Annotated in this window: 21 protein-coding genes and 1 pseudogene; 13 read left to right on the forward strand and 9 right to left on the reverse strand. The window is 61.1% G+C overall.

Annotated elements, in window-relative coordinates; all coding sequences use genetic code 11:
• Positions 1-216, forward strand: a pseudogene (locus tag FBX99_RS29015) (hypothetical protein); the annotation flags it as partial.
• 194 nt (positions 217-410) lie between these two features.
• Here the strand turns inward: FBX99_RS29015 and FBX99_RS04580 are convergent.
• Together FBX99_RS04580 and FBX99_RS04585 are read right to left on the reverse strand one after the other, a co-directional pair.
• Entirely contained in the window at positions 411-1904 is a 1494-nt protein-coding gene (locus tag FBX99_RS04580; protein ID WP_144930829.1) for a CoA-acylating methylmalonate-semialdehyde dehydrogenase, read from the reverse strand.
• Positions 1905-1977: 73 nt separating this feature from the next.
• Positions 1978-3327 (reverse strand): aspartate aminotransferase family protein, encoded by a 1350-nt coding sequence (locus FBX99_RS04585; RefSeq protein WP_144930827.1) that lies wholly within the window; start codon positions 3325-3327, stop codon positions 1978-1980.
• A gap of 122 nt (positions 3328-3449) precedes the next feature.
• Here FBX99_RS04585 and FBX99_RS04590 point away from each other — a divergent pair, with 122 nt between their 5' ends.
• The 3 genes from FBX99_RS04590 to FBX99_RS04600 all read left to right on the forward strand — a co-directional run bounded on the left by FBX99_RS04590 (position 3450) and on the right by FBX99_RS04600 (position 5710).
• Positions 3450-4370, forward strand: coding sequence for a LysR family transcriptional regulator (locus FBX99_RS04590; protein WP_144930825.1), 921 nt, complete (start codon positions 3450-3452; stop codon positions 4368-4370).
• A gap of 94 nt (positions 4371-4464) precedes the next feature.
• Positions 4465-5115: a TetR/AcrR family transcriptional regulator gene (locus FBX99_RS04595; RefSeq protein ID WP_144930823.1), complete on the forward strand. Its 651-nt coding sequence runs from the start codon at positions 4465-4467 to the stop codon at positions 5113-5115.
• A 7-nt stretch (positions 5116-5122) separates the two neighbouring features.
• Positions 5123-5710, forward strand: a complete 588-nt coding sequence (locus FBX99_RS04600; RefSeq protein ID WP_144930821.1) for a YigZ family protein — start codon at positions 5123-5125, stop codon at positions 5708-5710.
• Positions 5711-6007: 297 nt separating this feature from the next.
• Here the strand turns inward: FBX99_RS04600 and FBX99_RS04605 are convergent, their stop codons facing one another.
• Positions 6008-6451, reverse strand: coding sequence for a hypothetical protein (locus FBX99_RS04605; RefSeq protein ID WP_144930819.1), 444 nt, complete (start codon positions 6449-6451; stop codon positions 6008-6010).
• Positions 6452-6531: 80 nt separating this feature from the next.
• Here FBX99_RS04605 and FBX99_RS04610 point away from each other — a divergent pair, with 80 nt between their 5' ends.
• The 3 genes from FBX99_RS04610 to FBX99_RS04620 all read left to right on the forward strand — a co-directional run bounded on the left by FBX99_RS04610 (position 6532) and on the right by FBX99_RS04620 (position 9198).
• A complete protein-coding gene (locus tag FBX99_RS04610) occupies positions 6532-6882 on the forward strand; it encodes a MerR family transcriptional regulator (protein WP_055128415.1) in 351 nt (116 codons plus the stop codon).
• Positions 6883-6906: 24 nt separating this feature from the next.
• Complete coding sequence (locus FBX99_RS04615) at positions 6907-7593, forward strand: SDR family oxidoreductase (RefSeq protein WP_144930817.1); 687 nt, start codon at positions 6907-6909, stop codon at positions 7591-7593.
• A 246-nt stretch (positions 7594-7839) separates the two neighbouring features.
• Positions 7840-9198 carry an 8-oxoguanine deaminase gene (locus tag FBX99_RS04620; protein ID WP_144930815.1) on the forward strand — a complete coding sequence of 453 codons (1359 nt, stop codon included), beginning with the start codon at positions 7840-7842 and terminating at the stop codon, positions 9196-9198.
• A gap of 124 nt (positions 9199-9322) precedes the next feature.
• Here FBX99_RS04620 and FBX99_RS04625 read toward each other — a convergent pair whose 3' ends face one another.
• Positions 9323-10414 (reverse strand): calcium:proton antiporter, encoded by a 1092-nt coding sequence (locus FBX99_RS04625; RefSeq protein ID WP_144930814.1) that lies wholly within the window; start codon positions 10412-10414, stop codon positions 9323-9325.
• 211 nt (positions 10415-10625) lie between these two features.
• Between FBX99_RS04625 and FBX99_RS04630 the strand changes: the two genes are divergently transcribed.
• Positions 10626-11579 (forward strand): adenosine deaminase, encoded by a 954-nt coding sequence (locus FBX99_RS04630; protein ID WP_144930812.1) that lies wholly within the window; start codon positions 10626-10628, stop codon positions 11577-11579.
• 126 nt (positions 11580-11705) lie between these two features.
• Here the strand turns inward: FBX99_RS04630 and FBX99_RS04635 are convergent, their stop codons facing one another.
• The 3 genes from FBX99_RS04635 to FBX99_RS04645 form a co-directional block, all read right to left on the reverse strand.
• Positions 11706-13085 (reverse strand): MFS transporter, encoded by a 1380-nt coding sequence (locus FBX99_RS04635; protein WP_144930810.1) that lies wholly within the window; start codon positions 13083-13085, stop codon positions 11706-11708.
• Between the two features lie 86 nt (positions 13086-13171).
• A complete protein-coding gene (locus FBX99_RS04640) occupies positions 13172-13906 on the reverse strand; it encodes a helix-turn-helix transcriptional regulator (protein ID WP_144930808.1) in 735 nt (244 codons plus the stop codon).
• 160 nt (positions 13907-14066) lie between these two features.
• Positions 14067-14996, reverse strand: coding sequence for a LysR family transcriptional regulator (locus FBX99_RS04645; RefSeq protein ID WP_144930806.1), 930 nt, complete (start codon positions 14994-14996; stop codon positions 14067-14069).
• Between the two features lie 114 nt (positions 14997-15110).
• Between FBX99_RS04645 and FBX99_RS04650 the strand changes: the two genes are divergently transcribed.
• Together FBX99_RS04650 and FBX99_RS28845 are read left to right on the forward strand one after the other, a co-directional pair.
• A complete protein-coding gene (locus tag FBX99_RS04650) occupies positions 15111-16124 on the forward strand; it encodes a zinc-binding alcohol dehydrogenase family protein (RefSeq protein ID WP_144930804.1) in 1014 nt (337 codons plus the stop codon).
• A gap of 176 nt (positions 16125-16300) precedes the next feature.
• Entirely contained in the window at positions 16301-16471 is a 171-nt protein-coding gene (locus FBX99_RS28845) for a hypothetical protein (RefSeq protein ID WP_162843622.1), read from the forward strand.
• A 1-nt stretch (position 16472) separates the two neighbouring features.
• Here the strand turns inward: FBX99_RS28845 and FBX99_RS04655 are convergent, their stop codons facing one another.
• Both FBX99_RS04655 and FBX99_RS04660 read right to left on the reverse strand, forming a co-directional pair.
• Positions 16473-17675, reverse strand: coding sequence for a multidrug effflux MFS transporter (locus FBX99_RS04655; RefSeq protein ID WP_144930802.1), 1203 nt, complete (start codon positions 17673-17675; stop codon positions 16473-16475).
• 94 nt (positions 17676-17769) lie between these two features.
• Positions 17770-17967 (reverse strand): heavy-metal-associated domain-containing protein, encoded by a 198-nt coding sequence (locus FBX99_RS04660; protein ID WP_144930800.1) that lies wholly within the window; start codon positions 17965-17967, stop codon positions 17770-17772.
• A gap of 149 nt (positions 17968-18116) precedes the next feature.
• On the opposite strand from FBX99_RS04660, the gene FBX99_RS04665 reads away from it, so the two are divergent.
• From FBX99_RS04665 to cueR, 3 genes are all read left to right on the forward strand, one after another.
• A complete protein-coding gene (locus tag FBX99_RS04665) occupies positions 18117-18500 on the forward strand; it encodes a hypothetical protein (protein WP_144930798.1) in 384 nt (127 codons plus the stop codon).
• 99 nt (positions 18501-18599) lie between these two features.
• Positions 18600-20993, forward strand: coding sequence for a heavy metal translocating P-type ATPase (locus FBX99_RS04670; RefSeq protein ID WP_145130782.1), 2394 nt, complete (start codon positions 18600-18602; stop codon positions 20991-20993).
• Positions 20990-21403, forward strand: coding sequence for a Cu(I)-responsive transcriptional regulator (gene cueR, locus FBX99_RS04675; RefSeq protein WP_144930794.1), 414 nt, complete (start codon positions 20990-20992; stop codon positions 21401-21403). The genes FBX99_RS04670 and cueR overlap by 4 nt, the downstream gene beginning before the upstream one ends.
• Positions 21404-21437: the final 34 nt, after the last annotated feature.

Below are 21437 nucleotides of genomic sequence, written 5' to 3' on the forward strand. Positions count from 1 at the left end.
GCGGTTATTTTCAGAAATTTTCAAAGTTTCGCTTCGGAAACCTCAACAACTTCAACCACTTGCGCTTTCGATCTCTCGTTAGCGGGAGGCGAATTTTACAGCGTTAGTCGCTGCTGTCAACACCTCTTTTTTACCGCTTTCGACCGAGAAGATCGAACCGTCAAACCGAGCCAAACCACCTGCCCTGCCGACTTCTTCCGGACTTCGATGAACTGAAGACCTGCGCTGCCAGAAAACATCTAACTCATTGAAACTCAAGGAGTTTTCCGTTTCGACTGCGCCGGAAGTGGGGCGAATTATAGAGACTCAGAATCTGCCGTCAACACCTATTTTCATGTTTCTGTCATATCGGTCAAAAAACCCATAAACAAGAAGGCCGACGCTTGAGCGCCGGCCTTCTTGTTTATCCATTACAGACTGGGAAACGCGAACTGCGAAGCTTCATGGCTGGCGCGTTGTGGCCAGCGTTGGGTAATGGCCTTGCGACGGGTATAGAAACGCACGCCATCCGGACCATAGGCATGCAGGTCGCCAAACAACGAACGCTTCCAACCGCCGAAGCTGTGATACGCCACAGGCACAGGCAGCGGTACGTTGACGCCCACCATCCCCACTTCAATCTCATCGCAGAACAAGCGCGCCGCTTCGCCATCGCGGGTGAAGATGCAGGTGCCGTTGCCATATTCGTGATCGTTGATCAGCTGCATGGCCTCTTCCAGGCTGTTGACCCGGACAATGCACAGCACCGGACCAAAGATTTCTTCTTTATAGATGCGCATCTCTGGCGTTACGCGATCGAACAGGCAACCACCCAGGAAGAAGCCGTCTTCGTGGCCTGTCACGCTCAGGCCGCGGCCGTCGACTACCAGCGAAGCACCGGCCGAAACGCCGTCCTCTATATAGCCGCTGACCTTGTCGCGATGCTGGCCGGTTACCAACGGCCCCATGTCCAGGCCACAGGAAGTACCGGCACCGATTTTCAGCGCCTGGATCTGCGGCACCAGCTTGGCCACCAGCGCATCCGCCACCTGGTCGCCCACACAGACAGCCACCGAAATCGCCATACAACGTTCGCCGCACGAACCATAGGCCGCCCCCATCAACGCATTGACTGCGTTGTCCAGGTCGGCATCCGGCATCAGCACCGCATGGTTCTTCGCCCCGCCCAATGCCTGGACGCGTTTGCCGCGACGAGTCCCCTCGGCGTAGATGTATTCGGCAATCGGCGTCGAGCCGACAAAACTCAACGCCTTCACTTCCGGCGCCTCGATCAGCGCATCCACGGCAACCTTGTCGCCATGTACGACACTCAGTACGCCCTCAGGCAATCCGGCTTCCAGCAGCAATTGTGCAATCAGCAGTGTCGAGCTCGGGTCACGCTCGGATGGCTTGAGAATGAAGCAGTTACCGCAAACGATCGCCAGCGGATACATCCACAGTGGAACCATCGCCGGGAAGTTGAACGGGGTGATACCCGCCACGACGCCCAACGGCTGAAAATCCGACCAGGCATCGATGTTCGGCCCTACGTTGCGGCTGTATTCGCCCTTCAGGACTTCTGGAGCCGCACAGGCGAACTCGACGTTCTCGATACCCCGCTTGAGCTCTCCGGCGGCATCTTCCAGGGTCTTGCCGTGTTCTTCGCTGATCATTTGCGCGATACGCGACTCGTTCTGTTCCAGCAATTGCTTGAAACGAAACATTACCTGGGCGCGCTTGGCCGCCGGTGTCTTGCGCCAGGCCGGGAATGCTGCGGTGGCGGCATCAATGGCTTGTTGAACGGTCGCGCGATCGGCCAGCGACACCTTGTGGATAGCCTGGCCAGTGGATGGATTGAAAACGTCCGCTGTACGCGTGTTGTCGCTTATCAGCTCGCCATTGATCAGATGCGGGATGAGGCTCATGGGGACTCCAGAATTTTTTTATCCACAGACGCCCGCGACCGGACGCCTGTCATTGAAGTTGATAGAGAAGACGTCAGTCGAGCTTGTTCAGCACTTCACCGACCGCGTCGAACAGGCGATCCAGATCCTGTGGCTTGCTGTTGAAGGTTGGCCCGAACTGCAAGGTGTCGCCACCGAAGCGCACATAGAATCCGGCCTTCCACAACGCCATGCCGGCCTCGAACGGACGCACGATCGCATCGCCGTCCCGCGGAGCGATCTGGATGGCGCCGGCCAGGCCGAAGTTGCGGATGTCGATCACATTCTTCGCACCTTTGATCCCATGCAAGGCGTTCTCGAAATGTGGCGCGATTTCGGCCACGCTCTGCACCAGGTTTTCCTTCTGCAGCAGATCCAACGCCGCCAGGCCCGCCGCACACGCCACCGGGTGCGCCGAATAGGTGTAGCCGTGGGGAAACTCCACCGCGTACTCAGGCGTCGGCTGGCTCATGAAGGTCTGGTAGATCTCACTGCTGGCAATGACCGCCCCCATGGGAATCGCACCGTTGGTGACTTGCTTGGCGATGCACATCAGATCAGGCGTCACACCGAAACTCTCTGCACCAAACATCGAACCGGTGCGACCGAAACCGGTGATTACTTCATCGAAGACCAGCAGGATATTGTGCTGGTCGCAGATCTGCCGCAGGCGCTTGAGGTAGCCCTCCGGCGGAACCAGCACACCGGCTGAGCCGGCCAACGGCTCGACGAAGACGGCCGCGATATTGGAAGCGTCGTGCAGCTCGATCAGCTTCAGCAGCTCATCGGCCAGGGCAATGCCGCCCTCTTTCGGCATACCACGAGAATAGGCATTGCTCGCCAACAAGGTGTGGGGCAGGTGATCGACGTCCGCCATCGCCTGGCCGAACAGTTTGCGGTTGCCACTGACACCGCCCAGGCTGGTACCCGCGATGTTCACGCCGTGGTAGCCGCGGGCACGGCCGATCATTTTGGTCTTGGTGGCCTGGCCCTTGAGACGCCAGTAGGCGCGAACCATCTTCACCGCCGTATCGGCGCACTCGGAACCGGAGTCAGTAAAGAACACATGATTGAGACTGCCCGGCGTCAGGCTGGTGATTTTTTCCGCCAGTTGGAACGACAGCGGATGACCATATTGGAATCCTGGAGAGTAATCGAGGGTACCCAATTGTTTGGCGACCGCCTCCTGGATTTCCTTGCGGGTGTGCCCAGCGCCGCAGGTCCAAAGACCCGACAGCGAGTCATAGACCTTGCGCCCGTGTTCATCGATCAGCCAGCTGCCCTCGGCACCGACGATCAGCCGCGGGTCGCGCTGAAAATTACGGTTGGCGGTGTAAGGCATCCAGTGGGCATCGAGTTTGAGCTGACTGGCCAGAGAACTGGTCGCGTGTTCGGGCATGTTCATCGACAAAACCTCGCAAGATTTGAACGGTATCGGGGCAAAAGCCTGGTTGCGACTAAGTTGCCACGACGATAAAGTCGGTGAAATCCAACTTTTCTAACCTTCAGAAAGTAGATTACTAAACTATGAGCGTTCGCCGCCCCGATCCGCTGGCGCAGGTCAGCGACTTTGATATTCGTCTGCTGCGCATCTTCCGTAGCGTAGTGGAATGCGGGGGATTTTCCGCGGCGGAAACGGTGCTGGGTATCGGCCGTTCGGCCATCAGCCAACAGATGAGCGATCTTGAACAGCGCCTGGGCCTGCGTCTGTGTCAGCGTGGGCGTGCGGGATTCTCGCTGACCGAAGAAGGTCGCGAGGTCTATCAGTCGGCCCTGCAACTACTAAGCGCCCTGGAAAGCTTTCGCACCGAGGTCAACGGACTGCATCAACACTTGCGCGGCGAACTGAACATCGGCCTGACCGACAACCTCGTTACCCTTCCCCACATGCGCATCACTCATGCCCTGGCCCAATTGAAGGAGCGCGGGCCCGATGTGCAAATCCAGATTCGCATGATCGCCCCCAACGAAGTCGAGCAAGGGGTTCTCGACGGGCGCCTGCACGTCGGTGTGGTCCCTCAGGCCAGCGCCCTTTCCGGGCTGGAATACCAGCCGCTCTACAGCGAACGTTCATTGTTGTATTGCGCAGTCGGGCATCCACTGTTTTATGTGGACGACCTGCAGCTCGATGAAGCCCGCCTCAACAGCCAGGATGCCATTGCCCCCACCTTTCGCCTGCCGGCCGACATCCAGGCCCACTACCAAGCGCTCAATTGCACCGCCAGCGCATCGGACCGCGAAGGCATGGCGTTCCTGATTCTCACCGGTCGCTATATCGGTTACCTGCCGGATCACTACGCCAACGTCTGGGTCCAGCAAGGCCGGTTACGAGCCTTGAAACCCTCGACGCGATTCTATGACCTGAGCCTGGCCTCGGTAACACGCAAGGGCCGCCGTCCTCATCTGGTGCTGGAGAGTTTTCTCGAGAGCCTGGCGGCAACCCGCTGACACGTTCGCCTTTTGTGGCAACAATACTTGTCGGATCGGTGCCGGTGCGCTATCAACGCATTTGCTTGCCCACAGACCCAGCCCGGAAACGCCCATGACCTTTGAAGTCCCAGCCCACGGTGGCAAGACCACCGGCCGCATTCGTCAGAAGAACGAAGAGACCATCCTCAAGGCTGCCGAAGATGAATTCGCCCGGCACGGATTCAAAGGCACCAGCATGAATACCATCGCGCTGAACGCCGGACTGCCCAAGGCGAACCTGCACTATTACTTCACCAACAAGCTCGGGCTATACGTGGCGGTGCTGAGCAACATCATCGAGCTGTGGGACAGCACCTTCAATACCCTCACCGCCGAGGATGACCCGGCCGAGGCGTTGACCCGCTATATTCGCGCAAAGATGGAGTTTTCCCGTCGCCAACCCCAGGCGTCACGGATCTTCGCCATGGAAGTGATCAGCGGCGGCGAGTGCCTGACCGAATACTTCAACCAGGACTACCGCGCCTGGTTCAACGGCCGCGCGGCGGTGTTCCAGGCGTGGATCGACGCCGGCAAGATGGACCCGATCGACCCGGTGCATCTGATCTTCCTGTTATGGGGCAGCACCCAGCACTACGCCGATTTCGCCACCCAGATCTGCCGCGTGACCGGCCGCAGCAAGCTGAGCAAGCAAGACATGACCGACGCCGGTGACAACCTTATCCGCATCATTCTCAAAGGCTGCGGCCTGACACCCACCCTCTAAGACGCTCATGCCCTTTACTCTCGTCGGCTTTTGCGAATACCGCGAAGAAATTCGCAAAAGCCGCTTCATCACCTTCGCAGCCCCCGTTACCAGCCCCGCCGATGCCCAAGCCTTTATCGAACAACACAGCGACCTGAACGCCACGCACAATTGCTGGGCCTGGAAGCTGGGCGATCAATATCGCAGCAACGACGATGGTGAACCAGGGGGCACCGCCGGGCGCCCGATCCTGGCGGCTATCGAAGCTCAGGCTTGTGATCAGGTCGTGGTGCTGGTGATCCGCTGGTATGGTGGGATTCAGTTGGGTACCGGTGGACTGGCCCGTGCCTATGGCGGTGGTGCGAACAAGTGCCTGCAAAATGCCGAAAAGCTTGAACTGATCAGCCGTGTGCCCCTGCACTGCACCTGCGGGTTCGCGGAACTGGCCCTGGTAAAACTGCGGGTGGCCGAATGCGGCGGCCTGATCCATACGGAAGGGTTTACCGCCAACGGCGTTGAACTGCAATTGGCGGTGGGGGAAGGCCAGATCGATACGCTGCAAAAGAAACTGGCCGATTTGAGCCGCGGACGGATTCTACTGGAGCGTTCAGCTTGATTTGCCCACATCTGCTGTGCGCCTGCTTGTGGATAACCTGAGCACATTCGCCTGTAACCCTTCTGTCATGCGGGTTTGCGAGGGTTGCTCATTTTTTATCCAAATCTTTGTCCAAGCCTGAAATAAACTAGCAAAACAAACGCTTGCAGCGAGTTATCACCTTTAGACAAAAGCCGCCCGGTGCTTATGCCCAAGTTTCCAGTTTGCGCACAATAATTGTGGAGCAAGCTGTGGATAACCCGTTCATGGCTCACTCGACCCCAAGAAGAACATGGCTCCCAGGCGCTTGTTCACTTTTTAACCATTCGTTAACGAGTGATCATGCCTCCAATTTGAACTCGTGTTCTCGCCACGCACGGGTAACAGTTGGACAACACCCCACACTAATTCGAGGAACAGAAAAATCCACACCAGCGCGCTGGCGCCGTGCAGCAGCGCGTAAAACATCCAGGACGCAAACAGGAACCGCCCCGCCGCGTCATACCGTCCGTACAGCGGTCGCGGATCGCGAATCCGCAGCACCGACCATACGCAAACGATCGAGCCCAGCAGATTGGCCATCAACAGGTGCATAGGCGCAAACGGCGGCAGCGCGCCAGGCAGGTCGAGCATCTGGGTCATGCCCAGCAACCAGCCGTGCAGGGCGGCAAAGGTCCATGGCGTGGCAAATGCTGCGGTTACGATCAGGTCGTACCAGGCGCTACCGAGCACCACGCGACGATATTGCGGTGAAGTCCACATAGGCATTGCTCCATATAATCAAGGAGCGAAAAGCCTAAAGCCTGGGGTATGCTCCAAGGTCAAGCTTTCTGGAGATTGCCATGCGAATCGGTGAACTGGCCCAAGCCTGTGCCGTCAGCCGCGACACGCTGCGCTTCTACGAGCAGCTCGGGTTGATTGCGGCGGGACGCAGCGCCAATGGGTATCGCGACTACCCCGAAGACATGGTGCAACTGGTGCTCTATATCAAGACAGCCCAACGCCTGGGCTTTACCCTCGGTGAGATTGGCAGCAGCGTTGCCACCGTGCGGCAGGCCCCCGACCCGGACCTCGCCGTGGCTCATCTGCTGCAAAACAAACTGAACCTGATCGAAACCCGCATGACCGAACTCGACGCGTTGCGTCATGAGCTGAAACAACGGCTCGGACAACGTTGTCCATTAAATCCGTGACCATTTCTTTCAAGGATGCCTTCCATGAATTCGGCAAGAAACGCATTGATCATCGGCGCCTCCCGGGGCTTGGGCCTTGGCCTGGTGAAGACATTGCTGAGCGATGGCTGGAACGTGATCGCCACCGTGCGCAACCTACAGAATGCAGAGGCGTTGAAGGCGCTGGGCCCGGTGCGGATCGAAAAACTCGACATGGACGACCAGCAAGCCGTGATCGCCTTGAGTCAACAGCTCAAGGACGAAACCTTCGACCTGCTGTTCGTCAACGCCGGCGTCAAAGGCCCCGATAACCAGGGTCCCAACGGCGCGACCCTGGCCGAGGTCGGCCAGTTGTTCTTCACCAACGCGGTGGCCCCGATCAACCTGGCCCAGCGTTTCGTCGGGCAGATCCGCGACGGCAGCGGCGTGCTGGCGTTCATGAGCTCGGTGCTGGGCAGCGTGACCATGCCCGACGCCCCGGAACTGGCGCTGTACAAAGCAAGCAAAGCGGCCCTCAACTCCATGACCAACAGTTTCGTCAGCCAACTGGGCGATCAGGCATTGACCGTCCTGTCGCTGCACCCGGGTTGGGTGAAAACAGACATGGGCGGTGAGGGGGCAGACATCGACGTCGAAACCAGTACCCGTGGCCTGATCGATCAGGTCAACGCCTTTGCCGGCCGGGGTGGGCATCACTTCGTCAACTACAAGGGCGAGACGATTCCCTGGTAAAAACCGAACCTTCCCTGTGGGAGCGGGCTTGCTCGCGAAGGCGGTGTTTCAGTCGACATTGATGGTGAATGTCATTCCGCTTTCGCGAGCAAGCCCGCTCCCACAGCTGGTCGATGCTGGGCACTGGATATGTACACCGCGACCTGAGTAAACTCCGCACCTCGCCCCTTGCGGCGACCCTGGATCAGCAGACAGGGCATCACTGAGCTGGCTAACCTGAACCCACTTTCAGAGGAGCCGGCCACCATGCCTGCGACCCGTACCTGGTTAAAGAACCCCCTCGCCATTTTCACTGCCAACGGCCTCGACGCCCGTGGCGGCCTGGTCCTGCAGGACGGCGTAATCGTCGAACTGCTGAGTATCGGCCAATCCCCCACCCAACCCTGTGACCATGTCTTCGATGCCCGTGAGCATGTGATGCTTCCGGGATTGATCAACACCCATCACCACTTCTACCAGACCCTGACCCGTGCCTGGGCACCGGTGGTGAACCAGCCGCTGTTCCCATGGCTGAAAACCCTCTACCCGGTGTGGGCGCGGTTGACGCCGGAAAAACTCGCCCTGGCGACCAAGGTGGCCTTGGCCGAATTGCTCTTGTCGGGCTGCACCACGGCGGCCGATCACCATTACCTGTTTCCCGAAGGTCTGGAAAATGCCATCGATGTGCAGGTGCAAAGTGTGCGCGAACTGGGCATGCGAGCGATGTTGACCCGAGGTTCCATGAGCCTGGGCGAAGCCGACGGCGGCCTGCCGCCGCAGCAGACCGTGCAACAAGGCCAAGTGATTCTCGACGACAGTCAGCGGCTGATCGACCGCTACCACGAACGGGGCGATGGGGCGCGGATCCAGATTGCCCTGGCGCCCTGCTCGCCGTTCTCGGTCACTCCCGAAATCATGCAAGCCAGCGCCGCCCTGGCGGATCAACGGGACGTCCGCCTGCACACACACCTGGCCGAAACCCTCGACGAAGAAGACTTCTGCCTGCAACGCTTCGGCCTGCGCACCGTGGATTACCTGGACAGCGTCGGCTGGCTCGGTCCGCGTACCTGGCTGGCCCACGGCATTCACTTCAATCCCGAGGAGATCGCCCGGCTCGGCGCCGCCGGCACCGGTATCTGCCACTGCCCAAGCTCCAACATGCGCCTGGCCTCGGGTATTTGCCCCACCCTCGAACTGACCGCCGCCGGCGCTCCGCTCGGTCTCGGCGTGGACGGTTCGGCCTCCAACGATGCCTCGAACATGATCCTCGAAACCCGCCAGGCGCTGTACATCCAACGCCTGCGTTATGGCGCGCAAGCGATCACACCGGAGCAGGTACTCGGTTGGGCAACCCGGGGGTCGGCCAAGCTGCTTGGGCGTAGCGACATCGGCGAACTGGCCGTCGGCAAGCAGGCAGATCTGGCGTTGTTCAAGCTCGACGAACTGCGCTTCTGCGGCAGTCACGATCCGGTCTCGGCGCTGCTGCTGTGCGGCGCGGATCGAGCGGATCGGGTGATGGTCGGCGGGCAATGGCGGGTGATCGACGGTCAGGTCGAAGGCCTGGATTTGAAAGGCTTGATCGCCGATCACAGCCAGGCGGCGCGGGAGCTGATCGCCGGAAACTGACCACATAGAAAATTAATGTGGGAGCGGGCTTGCTCGCGAAGACAGTGTTTCAGTCGACATCAAAGGTGAATGACACTCCGCTTTCGCGAGCAAGCCCGCTCCCACATCTGGCTCTGCGCAGCACCTAAAGGCCGAGCAGCGACAACATGATAAACGTCGCAAACAGCACGAAGTGGGTCATGCCTTCAATGGCATTGGTTTCGCCGTCGTTGAGATTGATCGCGCTGACAATCAGGGTGATGAAGATCATCACCGTCTGCACCGGGGTCATGGCCATCTGGAAAGGTTGGCCGGTGTAAAGCGCCATGGCTTCCATCACCGGCACCGTCAGGATCACTGTCGACAGCGAGGCCCCGAGCGCGATGTTCACCACCGACTGCATGCGGTTGGCGAGGGCAGCGCGCAGGGCGGTGAGAATCTCCGGAGCCGCGGAAATGGCCGCCACCAGAATGGCCGTGACCACCGGCGGCGCTCCCGATCCTTCCAGTCCCAGGTCGATAGCCTTGGACATGACCTCGGCCAACGCACCGATCACCACCACCCCAAACACCAGCGCCCCAATGGAAAACGCCAGGCTGATGGGCGGCGGCTCGTTTTCCACCGGCTCCTTGCGACGGCGTTTTTCCGGGTAGCTATAGCTGAAGAAGTAGCTGTGTGGTCCCACCTGCATGCGCAGGAACAGTGTATACAGCACGAGCATTGCGCCAATGGTGAACGCCGAATATTGCTTCCAGTTCTCCTGGGGAATGAACTCCGGCACCACCATCGACACGCCCATGGCGGTAAGGATCATCACGCTGTAGCTGCGCGCCGAGTCATCGTTGTAGACCTGTTCGCCATGCTTGAGCCCGCCCATCAGCGCCGCAAGCCCGAGAATGCCATTGATGTCGAGCATCACCGCCGAATAGATCGTATCGCGCACCAGGGTCGGTGACGCTTCGTTGCTCATCATGATCGCCAGGATCACCACTTCCACCAGCACTGCCGACAGGGTCAGGATCATGGTGCCGTAAGGATCGCCAACCTTTTCCGCCAGCAACTCGGCGTGGTGGGCCACACGCATCGAGGCCGCGACGATGAAGCCGATCAGTATCAGACCGCCAACCAGTGCCACGGCCTGCCCGCTGCCCAACAGCCAGTGCTCCAGCGGGTAGGCGACGGCGGCGGCGAGCAGGGCCAGCACCAGCAGCTTTTCTTGCTTGATCAACGTGAGCATCACAGGCCTATCACCGTACACGAGGTATGACCTACTAGACTGTAGGGGGCCGTGAACGTTTCGTCGGCAGTGACACTCACTTTCAGGTCAGCGCAGGGCTCTTCGCGGGCGAGTCCTGCCTTCACAGTGGATCGGCCGGTCAGGTTTTTTCCAGACATTGCGGCAAGCCCCTGTAGAATGCCCGCCATCGATTCACTGATGAGAACAGAGCATGTACGACTGGTTGAACGCCCTGCCCAAGGCTGAACTGCACCTGCACCTGGAGGGTTCGCTGGAGCCCGAGCTACTGTTTGCCCTGGCCGAGCGCAACAAGATCGCCCTGCCTTGGAGCGACGTCGACACCTTGCGCAAGGCCTACGCCTTCAACAACCTGCAGGAATTCCTCGACCTGTATTACCAGGGCGCCGACGTGTTGCGCACCTCCCAGGACTTCTACGACCTGACCTGGGCCTACCTGTTGCGTTGCAAGGCGCAGAACGTGATCCACACCGAGCCGTTCTTCGACCCGCAGACCCACACCGATCGTGGTATTCCCTTCGAAGTGGTCCTCAACGGCATCGCCGCCGCCCTCAAGGACGGTGAACAGCAACTGGGTATCACCAGCGGTCTGATCCTGAGTTTCCTGCGCCACCTGAGCGAAGAACAGGCCGAGAAAACCCTCGACCAGGCGCTGCCGTTCCGCGATGCCTTCGTCGCAGTCGGCCTGGACAGTTCGGAAATGGGCCATCCGCCCAGCAAGTTCCAGCGGGTGTTCGACCGGGCCCGCAACGAAGGTTTCCTGACCGTCGCCCACGCGGGCGAAGAAGGTCCACCCGAATACATCTGGGAAGCCCTGGACCTGCTGAAGATCCAACGCATCGACCACGGTGTCCGGGCCATCGAAGACGAGCGGTTGATGCAGCGGATCATCGACGAGCAGATTCCGTTGACGGTATGCCCGTTGTCCAACACCAAGCTGTGCGTGTTCGACGACATGTCGCAGCACAACATCCTCGACATGCTCGAACGTGGCGTGAAGGTGACAGTGAACTCCGATGACCCGGCGTACTTCGGCGGCTACGTCACCGAAAACTTCCACGCCCTGCACACCCATCTGGGCATGACCCAGGACCAGGCCAGACGCCTGGCGCAGAACAGTCTGGACGCGCGGTTGGTGAAGCCTTAAGCCCTACCCCTGCTCTCCTGTGGGAGCGGGCTTGCTCGCGAATGCCCAACGTCAGTGGCATAAATATCGGCTGACACACCGCTTTCGCGAGCAAGCCCGCTCCCACAAGGGGCCATGCTCAATTGGTTACCGTCCCCTCCCCTCGCTCAACTCCTCCAGCGTCTTGCCCCGCGTCTCCATTCCGAACAACCAGACCACAGCCGCCGCCACCACGAAGCACAGCGCGCCCAGGCCGAACACGCCGCCCTGCCCGGTAATCGGAAAGACCAGCCCGGTCACCAGTGGCCCCAGCAGCGAACCGATACGACCAATCGCCGAGGCGAAACCCGAGCCCGTTGCCCGTGCCGAGGTGGGATACAGCTCCGGTGTGTAGGTATAGAGCACCGCCCACATGCCGAACAGGAAAAACTGCATCAGCAATCCGCTGCCGATCAGCAGCCCGACATTGCCACCGAATACCGCACTCTGCCCGTAAAGAAAGGCCATCGCCCCGCCGCCCAACAGGGTGATGACACATACCGGTTTACGCCCCCAGCGCTCCACCAGCCAGGCAGCCATCAGGAAACCGGGAATCCCGCCCAGGGAAATCAGCACGGTGTAATACACCGACTGGGTCACGGCGAACCCCGACTGCTGCAACAACGCGCTGAGCCAGGACGTCAGCCCGTAGAAGCCGAGCAAGGCAAAGAACCAGACGCTCCAGATCATCATCGTGCGTTGGCGATACAGCGGCGACCAGATCTGCGCCAGCGCCGAGAAGAAAGTACCCGGCGTACTCGCCAGCCTCGGCAGGCGAACCGGCTCCGGCAAGTCCTGGCGGCCCAGCGAAGCCCGGACCTTGTCTTCGATTCGGCGCAGCACGGCATCCGCCTCGTCATCCCGCCCGGCCTGTTCCAGCCAACGGGGCGACTCGGGAATAAAGAAACGAATCGCCAGGACAAACACCGCCGGCACCGCCAGGACCAGGAAGATATCGCGCCAGCCGACTACCGGCAGAAGGAAATACGACAGCACCCCCGCCGCGACGAAGCCCAGCGGCCAGAAGCCGTCCATCAAGGCGATGTAGCGGCCCCGGCGCTTGGCCGGGATCAGTTCCGAGAGCATCGACTGGGCAATCGGAAACTCCATACCCATGCCAATGCCCAGCAGGACACGAAACAGCGTCAGGGTCTCGACATCCTGGGCCGTGGAGCAGAGATAACTGGCGATGCCCCACAGTACGATACTCCATTGGAACACCGGTTTGCGACCGAACCGATCCGCCAGCATGCCCGACAGCGAAGCGCCCACCACCATGCCAAAAAAGCTGGAGCTGGCGAGCAAACCTGCCTGGGCCGTGCTCAGGCCAAACTCGGTTTTGATCGAGCCGAGCAGGAACGTCATCATCGCCAGGTCCATGGAGTCGAAGAAGAACGCCAAGGCAATAATGATGAAGATGATTCGGTGATAGCCACTGATGGGCAGTCGCTCCAGGCGTTCCGCCGCGCTGTACCCGTGATTGTCCATGGTGCATCCCCCAGTCCGATAGATTCCCGGGCGAGTGTGCGCGAACCTCGCGGGTGGCTATTGCTGAATGCGACCTGTTGACAGGCCTAGAGCGCCATTTCCAACGTATCCTGCCGGGCGAATCGATGGATTTCCTGCTGGCCGAGCACGGTCACCTGCAAGGCTCGCGAGTCATTGGGCAGGCTCAGCCAGCCGGATTGCATGAACAGTTGCAGCAACGCAGCCCCCAGCGCGCCCCCCAGGTGCGGCCGGCGTTCGCTCCAGTCCGGGCAGGCGCAGGCGATGCGGGCATTGCGATGGGCCAGGGCCTGGATGAACAGGCCATGCCCGGCCAGCTGGCTCGCCCCCTTGTGAGTGACGATCACCCGCTGCTCGCATTGCTCGATCCATGCTGCGTCCAGCAGGCGCTGGTACAAATCGGCCGCCAGAGTGCCACCAAGATGATCGTCGCAGAGCCGGGCTCGCAACAACGAGGCGGGGGCCGACGGCGCCTTGTTCGAGATGACGCCGCGCTTGAAGACATCCGGAATCTGCCGTGGCGCGCTGGCCAGGGTCGCGCTGGCCAGGGCTTCGACCGCCGCACCGATCTCCGGCGCGGCCAGGCGGAAAAACCGCTTGCGTCCCCTGGCTTCCACCTTCAACAGGCCACCGGCGGATAGGCGTCCCAGATGGGCGCTGGCCGAGGACGGCGACAACCCGGCCAACAAGGCCAGTTCTTCGGCCTGCCGGGCCGTACCGTCCATCAAGGCCCACATCATTGCGCTGCGCTTGGGGTCGGCCAGCAGCGTGGCGATCTGGCTGATGCAAGGTGCATGTTCCATGTATTCACTCCCTGTTGAATCATTCGTCTACTGCTCTTGATGCGCGATGCCGCGCCGATTCAGGCGGCCGCTAGTATAAGCGTGCAGATCAAGCTTTCCTGTCCTCCGGAAACCTTTGGAGGCGATTGTTCGTGAGGGAAAATTCTCTATTTGCCCGCGACTATTGGCCGATTGCCGTCGAGAGCGGAAATTGCGCCGTCAATTCACCACACCGGGCCTGGAGCATCTCCCGCAAAAGCTTGACGGGCTTGCTCAGCTGCGCCCGGTGAGCGCACAGCAGATTGAGCGGCGCGCGCTCGCAATGCAGGTGCGGCAGAAGGATCTTCAGACGCCCGGCCAGCACATCGGTCGACACGTCCATCCATGATTTGTAGGCAACGCCCGCACCGGCCACTGCCCAGCGCCGCACCACATCGGCATCGTCACTGAAGCGGTCGCCGCTGACGGTGAGGCTCACTTCCCGCTTGCCGTCGTGAAAGCACCAACGGTCATGAACCCGGGTACCGAGCATGTACAACAGGCAATTGTGTTGTGCCAGTTGTTCGAGCTGGTGGGGTTCGCCATGACGGGCCAGATAGTCCGGCGCGGCACACAACACCCGCCGGTTGTCCGCCGCGACAGGCAAGGCCACCAGGCTGGAATCCTCCGGCTCCCCGTAACGCAACGCGATATCCACCGGTTGCTTGAACAGGTCGGCAATACGGTCACCCAACAGCAGCCGTACCGTGAGCCTGGGATGTTCGCGCTGGAAGTCATCCAGCCAGGGCAGCAGCAGATTGCGTCCCAGGTCCGACGGCGCGGATAGCTGCAGGACACCGCTGACTTGGTCCTGGCCGCTGGTCAACAGCCGTCGCCCCTCATCCAGGCTGCCCAACGCCGCCCGGGCATATTCGAGAAAACTTTCCCCTTCGGCAGTCAGGCGCAGGCTACGAGTGGAGCGCGCCAGCAGACGGGCACCGAGGTGCTGCTCGATGCGTTTCAACGCGGCGCTGGCCACCGCGGCCGACAGATCCATGACCCTGGCAGCGGCAGAAAGACTGCCCAGATCCGCCGCCCGGACAAACAGCTGCAGGTCATCGAATCGAAGCATGGCGACTCCATTATCAAAAAAATTTTGAAAGAGCCTGTTCTTTTAGCCGGTTTTATCGCGTCGATAAATAGCTAAACATGGGTGCCATCGAACTCACCTCACGGAGCCCGCTTCATGAAAGCCATCGCCTACTACCATTCGTTGCCGATCACCGACCCGCAATCGCTGCAGGATATCGTGTTGCCCGACCCGGTCGCTGGCCCCCGGGATCTGCTGGTCGAAGTCAGAGCCATTTCGGTGAATCCGGTGGACACCAAGGTCCGTCAGAACGTCCAGCCCGAAGAAGGCGCCGCCAAGGTGTTGGGTTGGGACGTGGCTGGGGTGGTCAAGGCCGTGGGCAACGAAGTCTCCTTGTTCAAGGCCGGTGACAAGGTGTTCTATGCCGGCTCCATTGCTCGCGCGGGCGGCAACAGCGAACTGCATGTCGTGGATGAACGCATTGTCGGCCACATGCCCAGGACCCTCGGTTTCGCCGAAGCGGCGGCGCTGCCACTGACCGCCATTACCGCCTGGGAACTGTTGTTCGAGCGGCTGCAGATCCAGGAAGGCCAAGGCGCTTCGGACCAAAGCCTGTTGATTGTCGGCGCAGCGGGAGGCGTGGGCTCGATCCTGACGCAACTGGCCAGCCAGCTCACCGCACTGAAGGTCATCGGTACCGCCTCCCGTCCGCAGACGCAGGATTGGGTGCGAAGCCTGGGCGCCGATCTGGTGCTCGATCACAGCCAACCACTGAGCGTGGTCATGAAGGAAGCAGGTCAGCCACAGGTTACCCATGTCGCCAGCCTGACCCAGACCGACCAGCACCTGGAGCAGTTGGTCGAGGCCCTGGCGCCCCAAGGCAAACTGGCATTGATCGATGATCCCAAGTCCCTGGACGTGACCAAACTCAAGCGCAAGAGCCTGTCCTTGCATTGGGAGTTCATGTACACCCGTTCGCTGTTCGAGACGGCCGACATGATCGAACAACACAACCTGCTCAACCGTGTTGCCGAGCTGATCGACGCCGACACCTTGAAGACCACCGTCGGCGAGCACTTCGGCACCATCAATGCCGAAAACCTGCGCCGGGCCCACGCGCTGCTGGAAAGCGGGAAAGCCAAGGGCAAGATCGTGCTCGAAGGTTTCTGATCGCCCAGACTGGCCCTCAAATCCCCTCGCCACAAATAAATTCCTAACCACAATGATTGCTCGTCAAAAAAGATCGAACCGTCAGTCCGAGAATTGACCGTTGTCACAATTGCGATTGCATTCCGGTCTACACTCGAGGCCTTTGCAACGCAATCTTTTACGTGAGGAGGTCAGCAATGAAGATCCTGATAAAAGAAGTGGCAAAATCCCAATGGCAAGTGCGTCTTGACCAGCACGCCGTCACCTTCCGCACCGAGGCCGAAGCCAAGGCCTTCGCCACCACCCTGCAAGCGCGCATTCACGCGCCGCATCACTTCCCCGAACGGCAACAACGCACGGCCTGCTGAATCAGCCCTGGCGGCTGGCGTGTGCCAGCGCCTGGGCATTTTGCAGGCGGCGGGTCAGCATGGCCGCGCTCACCACCAATAGCCCGCACAGGCTGATGACCATCGCCATGGGCACCGCGCTGCCGTCGTGCAGGGCCGCTACCAGCGCGGCGGCCCCGGCGGCCACGGAAAACTGCAGGGATCCCAGCATCGCCGAGGCACTGCCGGCCCGGGCCCCCTGACCATTCATGGCGCAGGCAGAAGCGTTGGGAAGGATGCACCCCAGGCTGGCGATACAGATGAACAATGGAATCAGCAATGGCCATAGATGCTCAGGGTGCAAGGCGCTGACGGCCAGCAGGCTCAACCCCGCGGTGAAGTAGACCCACACCGCACGGCTCAGCAGGAAAGCCGGGCCACGCTTGGATAGCAACCGGGCATTGACCTGCGCCACCAGGATGAAGCCTGCCGCGTTAGTACCGAACAGCCAGCCGAAGTGTTCGGCCGGTACGCCATAAAGCTTGATGAACACGAAAGGCGAACCGGCGATGTACGCGAACATCCCGGCGATGGCGATCCCGCCCGTCAAGGCATGCCCCAGGAACACCGAGTCGGTCAACAGCCTGCCGTACTGGCGCAACGCCCCCGACAGTGGTTGTCGAGGCACATGGGCCGGCAGGCTCTCGGGCAGCCACAGGGCCACGGCCGTCGCCGCCACAGCGCTGAACAGGGTCAGGCCGATGAAAATCGATTGCCAGCCATGCAGGTTCACCAGCAACCCGCCAAGCATCGGCGCGAGAATCGGCGCCAGGCCCATCACCAGCATCAGTTGCGAGAACACCTTGGCCGACCCCACCGCATCGCATTTGTCGCTGACCACGGCCCGGGAAATCACCATTCCGGCACATCCACCCAGGGCCTGGACGAAGCGCGCGCCGATCAGCCATTCGAGGCTTGGCGCATAGGCGCAGGCCAGGGAGGCCAGGGTGAACAGACCGACCCCGACCAGCAGTGGAGTCCGCCGCCCGAAGCGATCCGCCACCGGCCCGTAGGCCAACTGTCCGATGGACAGGCCGAGGAAATAGGCGGCCAGGGTCAGTTGGATGTGTTTTTCATCCGTGCCGAAGGCGCTTGCCATGGCCGGGAACGCAGGCAGATAGAAGTCGATCGCTAAAGGACCGAAAGCGCTCAAGGCGCCAAGAATCAGAATGGTACGAAGGTTCATCGGGCGTCCGTCAGGCATCAGTCAGCAGCCCGACAGTCTAGCCCTGCCGGGCGCTCTTGAACATTCCGATAGGTCGCTAACGATTAAAAAATATTCAGGCGAAGCTGACCTCATAGCCTTCTTCCCGGATGACCTCGATCAGGGTGTTGGCCGGCAACGAACTCTGGACCTGGACGGTCCTGGCGCCCAGGTCGATTTGCACATCGGCCGCCGGATCCCTGGCCTGTACAGCCTGGGTGATGGCCTTGACGCAATGACCGCAGGACATGCCCTGGACATTGAAAGTTTGCATCGGGTGACTCCTTGGCGATGGAAGTTGCCGGCAGTTTCAAGCTTGCCATCGTGGCAAGGTCAAGTTCTGATGAAAACTGCCGGGCTGGCAATTGCCGTCGCGCTCGGCCAAGCTGCCACTATCAAGGATTCCACACCGGAGGTTCGGCCATGCGCTGGTCAGCGTTCAGCCTGTTTTGCATGTTAGGTTTTTCAGCGATGGCCCCCCAGGCCTCAGCCGCCGGCGAAGATTACGGTGTGCTGATCATTTCCCGGGAACGACTGGAAGTGTCGACGTCCTGCGAGATCGGCATCTACATCCAGGATCAGCTCACCGCCCGGCTCTTCCAGGAAGACAGCACCTCCTTCAACTTGCCCGCGGGCCGGTTCTCCCTGCGCCTGAAGCTGTTGCCTGGGCAGGCACCGGGTTGCAATCCGGGTATGCTCGCACCGGGTTCCCAAGAGATTACGATCAGGGCCGGTGACATCCTGAAGTACCGTATCGCCATGAATGAACAAGGGATGTACCTCAAGCAGGCCGGGCTCGGTTACTGACCTCTCCCCCAAAGGCTGGAAGAGGTTTTTGGATTGGCGCTTGACCTTGCCAGCATGGCAAGGTTGATCCTGTAGTCATTCACTACAGGAGCCTGACCCATGTCCGAATCCACCACTTTCGACCTGCCGATTGCCGGCATGACCTGCGCCAGCTGCGCCGGGCGGGTCGAGCGGGCCTTGAACAAAGTCGCTGGAACCCGTGCCGTCAGTGTGAACCTGGCGACTGAGCAGGCGCGGGTCCAGGCCTCCGAGCAGAGCTTGCCGGCCTTGATAGAGGCCGTTGAACAAGCGGGCTACCATGTGCCTGTCCAAACCCTGGAACTGAATATCGGGGGGATGACCTGCGCCTCGTGCGTGGGACGCGTCGAACGTGCTCTGGGCAAAATCCCCGGCGTTAGCGGTGTCAGCGTCAACCTTGCCAACGAACGGGCCCACCTCGAACTGCTCGGACAGGTCGATCCGCAAATCCTGATCGATGCAGTGAAGCGCGCCGGTTACGAAGCCAGTGTCTGGCAAGCCCAGCAGCCCCATGACACTCAGCCCCGTCAGCTGAATCGTGAGCGCCTGATCCTGGTGTTGGCGATCCTGTTGTCTGTGCCGTTGGTGCTGCCGATGCTGCTGCAGCCGCTGGGTGTGCACTGGATGCTCCCGGCCTGGGCGCAGTTCGCCCTCGCCACGCCCGTGCAATTCATCTTCGGTGCGCGCTTCTACGTCGCGGCCTTTAAAGCCGTGCGGGCCGGGGCCGGTAACATGGACCTGCTGGTGGCCCTGGGCACCAGCGCCGGCTACGGCTTGAGCCTGTATGAATGGGCCATTGCCCGCCCCGGCAGCATGCCGCACCTGTATTTCGAAGCGTCGGCGGTGGTGATTGCCCTGGTCTTGCTGGGCAAATACCTGGAAAGCCGCGCCAAGCGCCAGACCGCCAGCGCCATTCGCGCCCTCGAAGCGTTGCGGCCGGAGCGAGCGATCCAGGTGATCGATGGCCAGGAGCGGGATGTCGCCATCAGCGCCCTGCGCGTAAATGACCTGGTACTGGTCAAGCCCGGCGAACGCTTTCCGGTGGACGGTGAAGTGTTGGAGGGCCAGAGCCACGCCGACGAAGCGCTGATCAACGGCGAAAGCCTGCCGGTGCCCAAACAACCCGGCGACAAGGTCACCGGTGGCGCCATCAACGGCGAAGGTCGCCTGCTGGTGCGCACCCAGGCTCTCGGTACCGAGACGGTCCTGGCGCGCATCATCCGCCTGGTGGAAGACGCCCAGGCGGCCAAGGCTCCGATCCAGAAGCTGGTAGATAAAGTCAGCCAGGTCTTCGTGCCGGTGGTCCTGCTGCTGGCCCTGGCGACACTGGTCGGCTGGTGGCTTTATGGCGCACCACTGGAGACCGCGCTGATCAACGCCGTCGCCGTGCTGGTGATCGCCTGTCCCTGTGCCCTGGGCCTGGCGACACCCACAGCGATCATGGCCGGCACGGGCGTGGCAGCGCGCCACGGAATCCTGATCAAGGACGCCGAGGCGTTGGAGCGTGCCCATGAAGTCGATACGGTGGTGTTCGACAAGACCGGAACCTTGACCTCCGGTACTCCGCGCATTGCTCATTCAAAGGCCCTGGACGGTGACGAAGCCAGCCTGTTGCAACTGGCCGGCGCCCTGCAACGCGGCAGCGAACACCCCCTCGCCAAAGCCGTGCTGGACGCCTGCGCCGAGCGTGGCCTGAGCGTGCCGGCTGTCAGCGACAGCCAGGCCCTGCCCGGACGCGGCATTGCCGGCAGCCTCGATGGGCGCCGGCTGGCCCTGGGCAACCGGCGCCTGCTGGACGAGTCGGGCCTGAACGCCGGCTCGCTGGCCGACTCGGCTCAGGCCTGGGAAACCGAAGGCCGGACCTTGTCCTGGTTGATCGAACAAGGCGCGACATCAAGGGTGCTGGGGCTGTTTGCCTTCGGCGACACCCTCAAGCCTGGCGCGCTCGCGACCGTGCAAGCCTTGGACGAGCGGCGCATCACCAGCCATTTGCTCACGGGCGACAACCGTGGCAGCGCCCAGGTGGTATCCCAGTCACTGGGGATCGTCAACGTGCATGCCGAAGTGCTGCCCGCAGACAAATCCGCCATTGTCCTTGAGCTGAAGAAAAACGCCGTGGTGGCAATGGTCGGGGACGGCATCAACGACGCCCCGGCCCTGGCCGCCGCAGACATCGGCATTGCCATGGGCGGCGGCACCGACGTGGCGATGCACGCCGCCGGCATCACCCTTATGCGCGGCGACCCGCGACTGGTGCCGGCGGCATTGGAGATCAGCCGCAAGACCTACGCCAAGATCCGCCAGAACCTGTTCTGGGCGTTCGTCTATAACCTGATCGGCATCCCATTGGCGGCCTTCGGCCTGCTCAACCCGGTGCTGGCCGGCGCGGCCATGGCGCTGTCGAGCGTCAGCGTGGTGAGCAATGCGTTATTGTTGAAATTCTGGACCCCCGAGCACCTGGAGGACAAACGATGAACATCGGCCAAGCGGCGCGCCAGAGCGGCCTGAGTGCGAAGATGATCCGCTACTATGAGTCCATCGGATTGCTCAGGGCGGCCCATCGCACCGACAGCGGCTACCGGGTCTACGGCACCGATGACTTGCACACCCTGGCCTTTATCAAACGCTCCCGGGACCTGGGCTTTTCCCTGGAAGAGGTCGGCAAGCTGCTGACCCTCTGGCAGGACCGGCAACGGGCCAGCGCTGATGTCAAGGCCCTGGCCCGGCAACACATCGACGAACTGAACCAGAAAATCCGCGAACTGGCCGAACTGCGCGACACCCTGCAGGACCTGGTGGAACACTGCCACGGCGACCACCGCCCGGACTGCCCGATTCTCAAGGAACTGGCGTCGGGATGCTGCAAGGAAACGGCCAATGCCTGAAACCCAGCCCCACAGTGGATTGGCGGTGAACACG

The organism is Pseudomonas sp. SJZ074 (assembly GCF_007828215.1).
Taxonomy (GTDB): Bacteria; Pseudomonadota; Gammaproteobacteria; order Pseudomonadales; family Pseudomonadaceae; genus Aquipseudomonas.

Coding starts and splice junctions, on each gene's coding strand:
- FBX99_RS04580 (WP_144930829.1), bottom strand. CDS start 1,904: ATGAGCCTCATCCCGCATCTGATCAATGGCGAGCTGATAAGCGACAAC.
- FBX99_RS04585 (WP_144930827.1), bottom strand. CDS start 3,327: ATGAACATGCCCGAACACGCGACCAGTTCTCTGGCCAGTCAGCTCAAA.
- FBX99_RS04590 (WP_144930825.1), top strand. CDS start 3,450: ATGAGCGTTCGCCGCCCCGATCCGCTGGCGCAGGTCAGCGACTTTGAT.
- FBX99_RS04595 (WP_144930823.1), top strand. CDS start 4,465: ATGACCTTTGAAGTCCCAGCCCACGGTGGCAAGACCACCGGCCGCATT.
- FBX99_RS04600 (WP_144930821.1), top strand. CDS start 5,123: ATGCCCTTTACTCTCGTCGGCTTTTGCGAATACCGCGAAGAAATTCGC.
- FBX99_RS04605 (WP_144930819.1), bottom strand. CDS start 6,451: ATGTGGACTTCACCGCAATATCGTCGCGTGGTGCTCGGTAGCGCCTGG.
- FBX99_RS04610 (WP_055128415.1), top strand. CDS start 6,532: ATGCGAATCGGTGAACTGGCCCAAGCCTGTGCCGTCAGCCGCGACACG.
- FBX99_RS04615 (WP_144930817.1), top strand. CDS start 6,907: ATGAATTCGGCAAGAAACGCATTGATCATCGGCGCCTCCCGGGGCTTG.
- FBX99_RS04620 (WP_144930815.1), top strand. CDS start 7,840: ATGCCTGCGACCCGTACCTGGTTAAAGAACCCCCTCGCCATTTTCACT.
- FBX99_RS04625 (WP_144930814.1), bottom strand. CDS start 10,414: ATGCTCACGTTGATCAAGCAAGAAAAGCTGCTGGTGCTGGCCCTGCTC.
- FBX99_RS04630 (WP_144930812.1), top strand. CDS start 10,626: ATGTACGACTGGTTGAACGCCCTGCCCAAGGCTGAACTGCACCTGCAC.
- FBX99_RS04635 (WP_144930810.1), bottom strand. CDS start 13,085: ATGGACAATCACGGGTACAGCGCGGCGGAACGCCTGGAGCGACTGCCC.
- FBX99_RS04640 (WP_144930808.1), bottom strand. CDS start 13,906: ATGGAACATGCACCTTGCATCAGCCAGATCGCCACGCTGCTGGCCGAC.
- FBX99_RS04645 (WP_144930806.1), bottom strand. CDS start 14,996: ATGCTTCGATTCGATGACCTGCAGCTGTTTGTCCGGGCGGCGGATCTG.
- FBX99_RS04650 (WP_144930804.1), top strand. CDS start 15,111: ATGAAAGCCATCGCCTACTACCATTCGTTGCCGATCACCGACCCGCAA.
- FBX99_RS28845 (WP_162843622.1), top strand. CDS start 16,301: ATGAAGATCCTGATAAAAGAAGTGGCAAAATCCCAATGGCAAGTGCGT.
- FBX99_RS04655 (WP_144930802.1), bottom strand. CDS start 17,675: ATGAACCTTCGTACCATTCTGATTCTTGGCGCCTTGAGCGCTTTCGGT.
- FBX99_RS04660 (WP_144930800.1), bottom strand. CDS start 17,967: ATGCAAACTTTCAATGTCCAGGGCATGTCCTGCGGTCATTGCGTCAAG.
- FBX99_RS04665 (WP_144930798.1), top strand. CDS start 18,117: ATGCGCTGGTCAGCGTTCAGCCTGTTTTGCATGTTAGGTTTTTCAGCG.
- FBX99_RS04670 (WP_145130782.1), top strand. CDS start 18,600: ATGTCCGAATCCACCACTTTCGACCTGCCGATTGCCGGCATGACCTGC.
- cueR (WP_144930794.1), top strand. CDS start 20,990: ATGAACATCGGCCAAGCGGCGCGCCAGAGCGGCCTGAGTGCGAAGATG.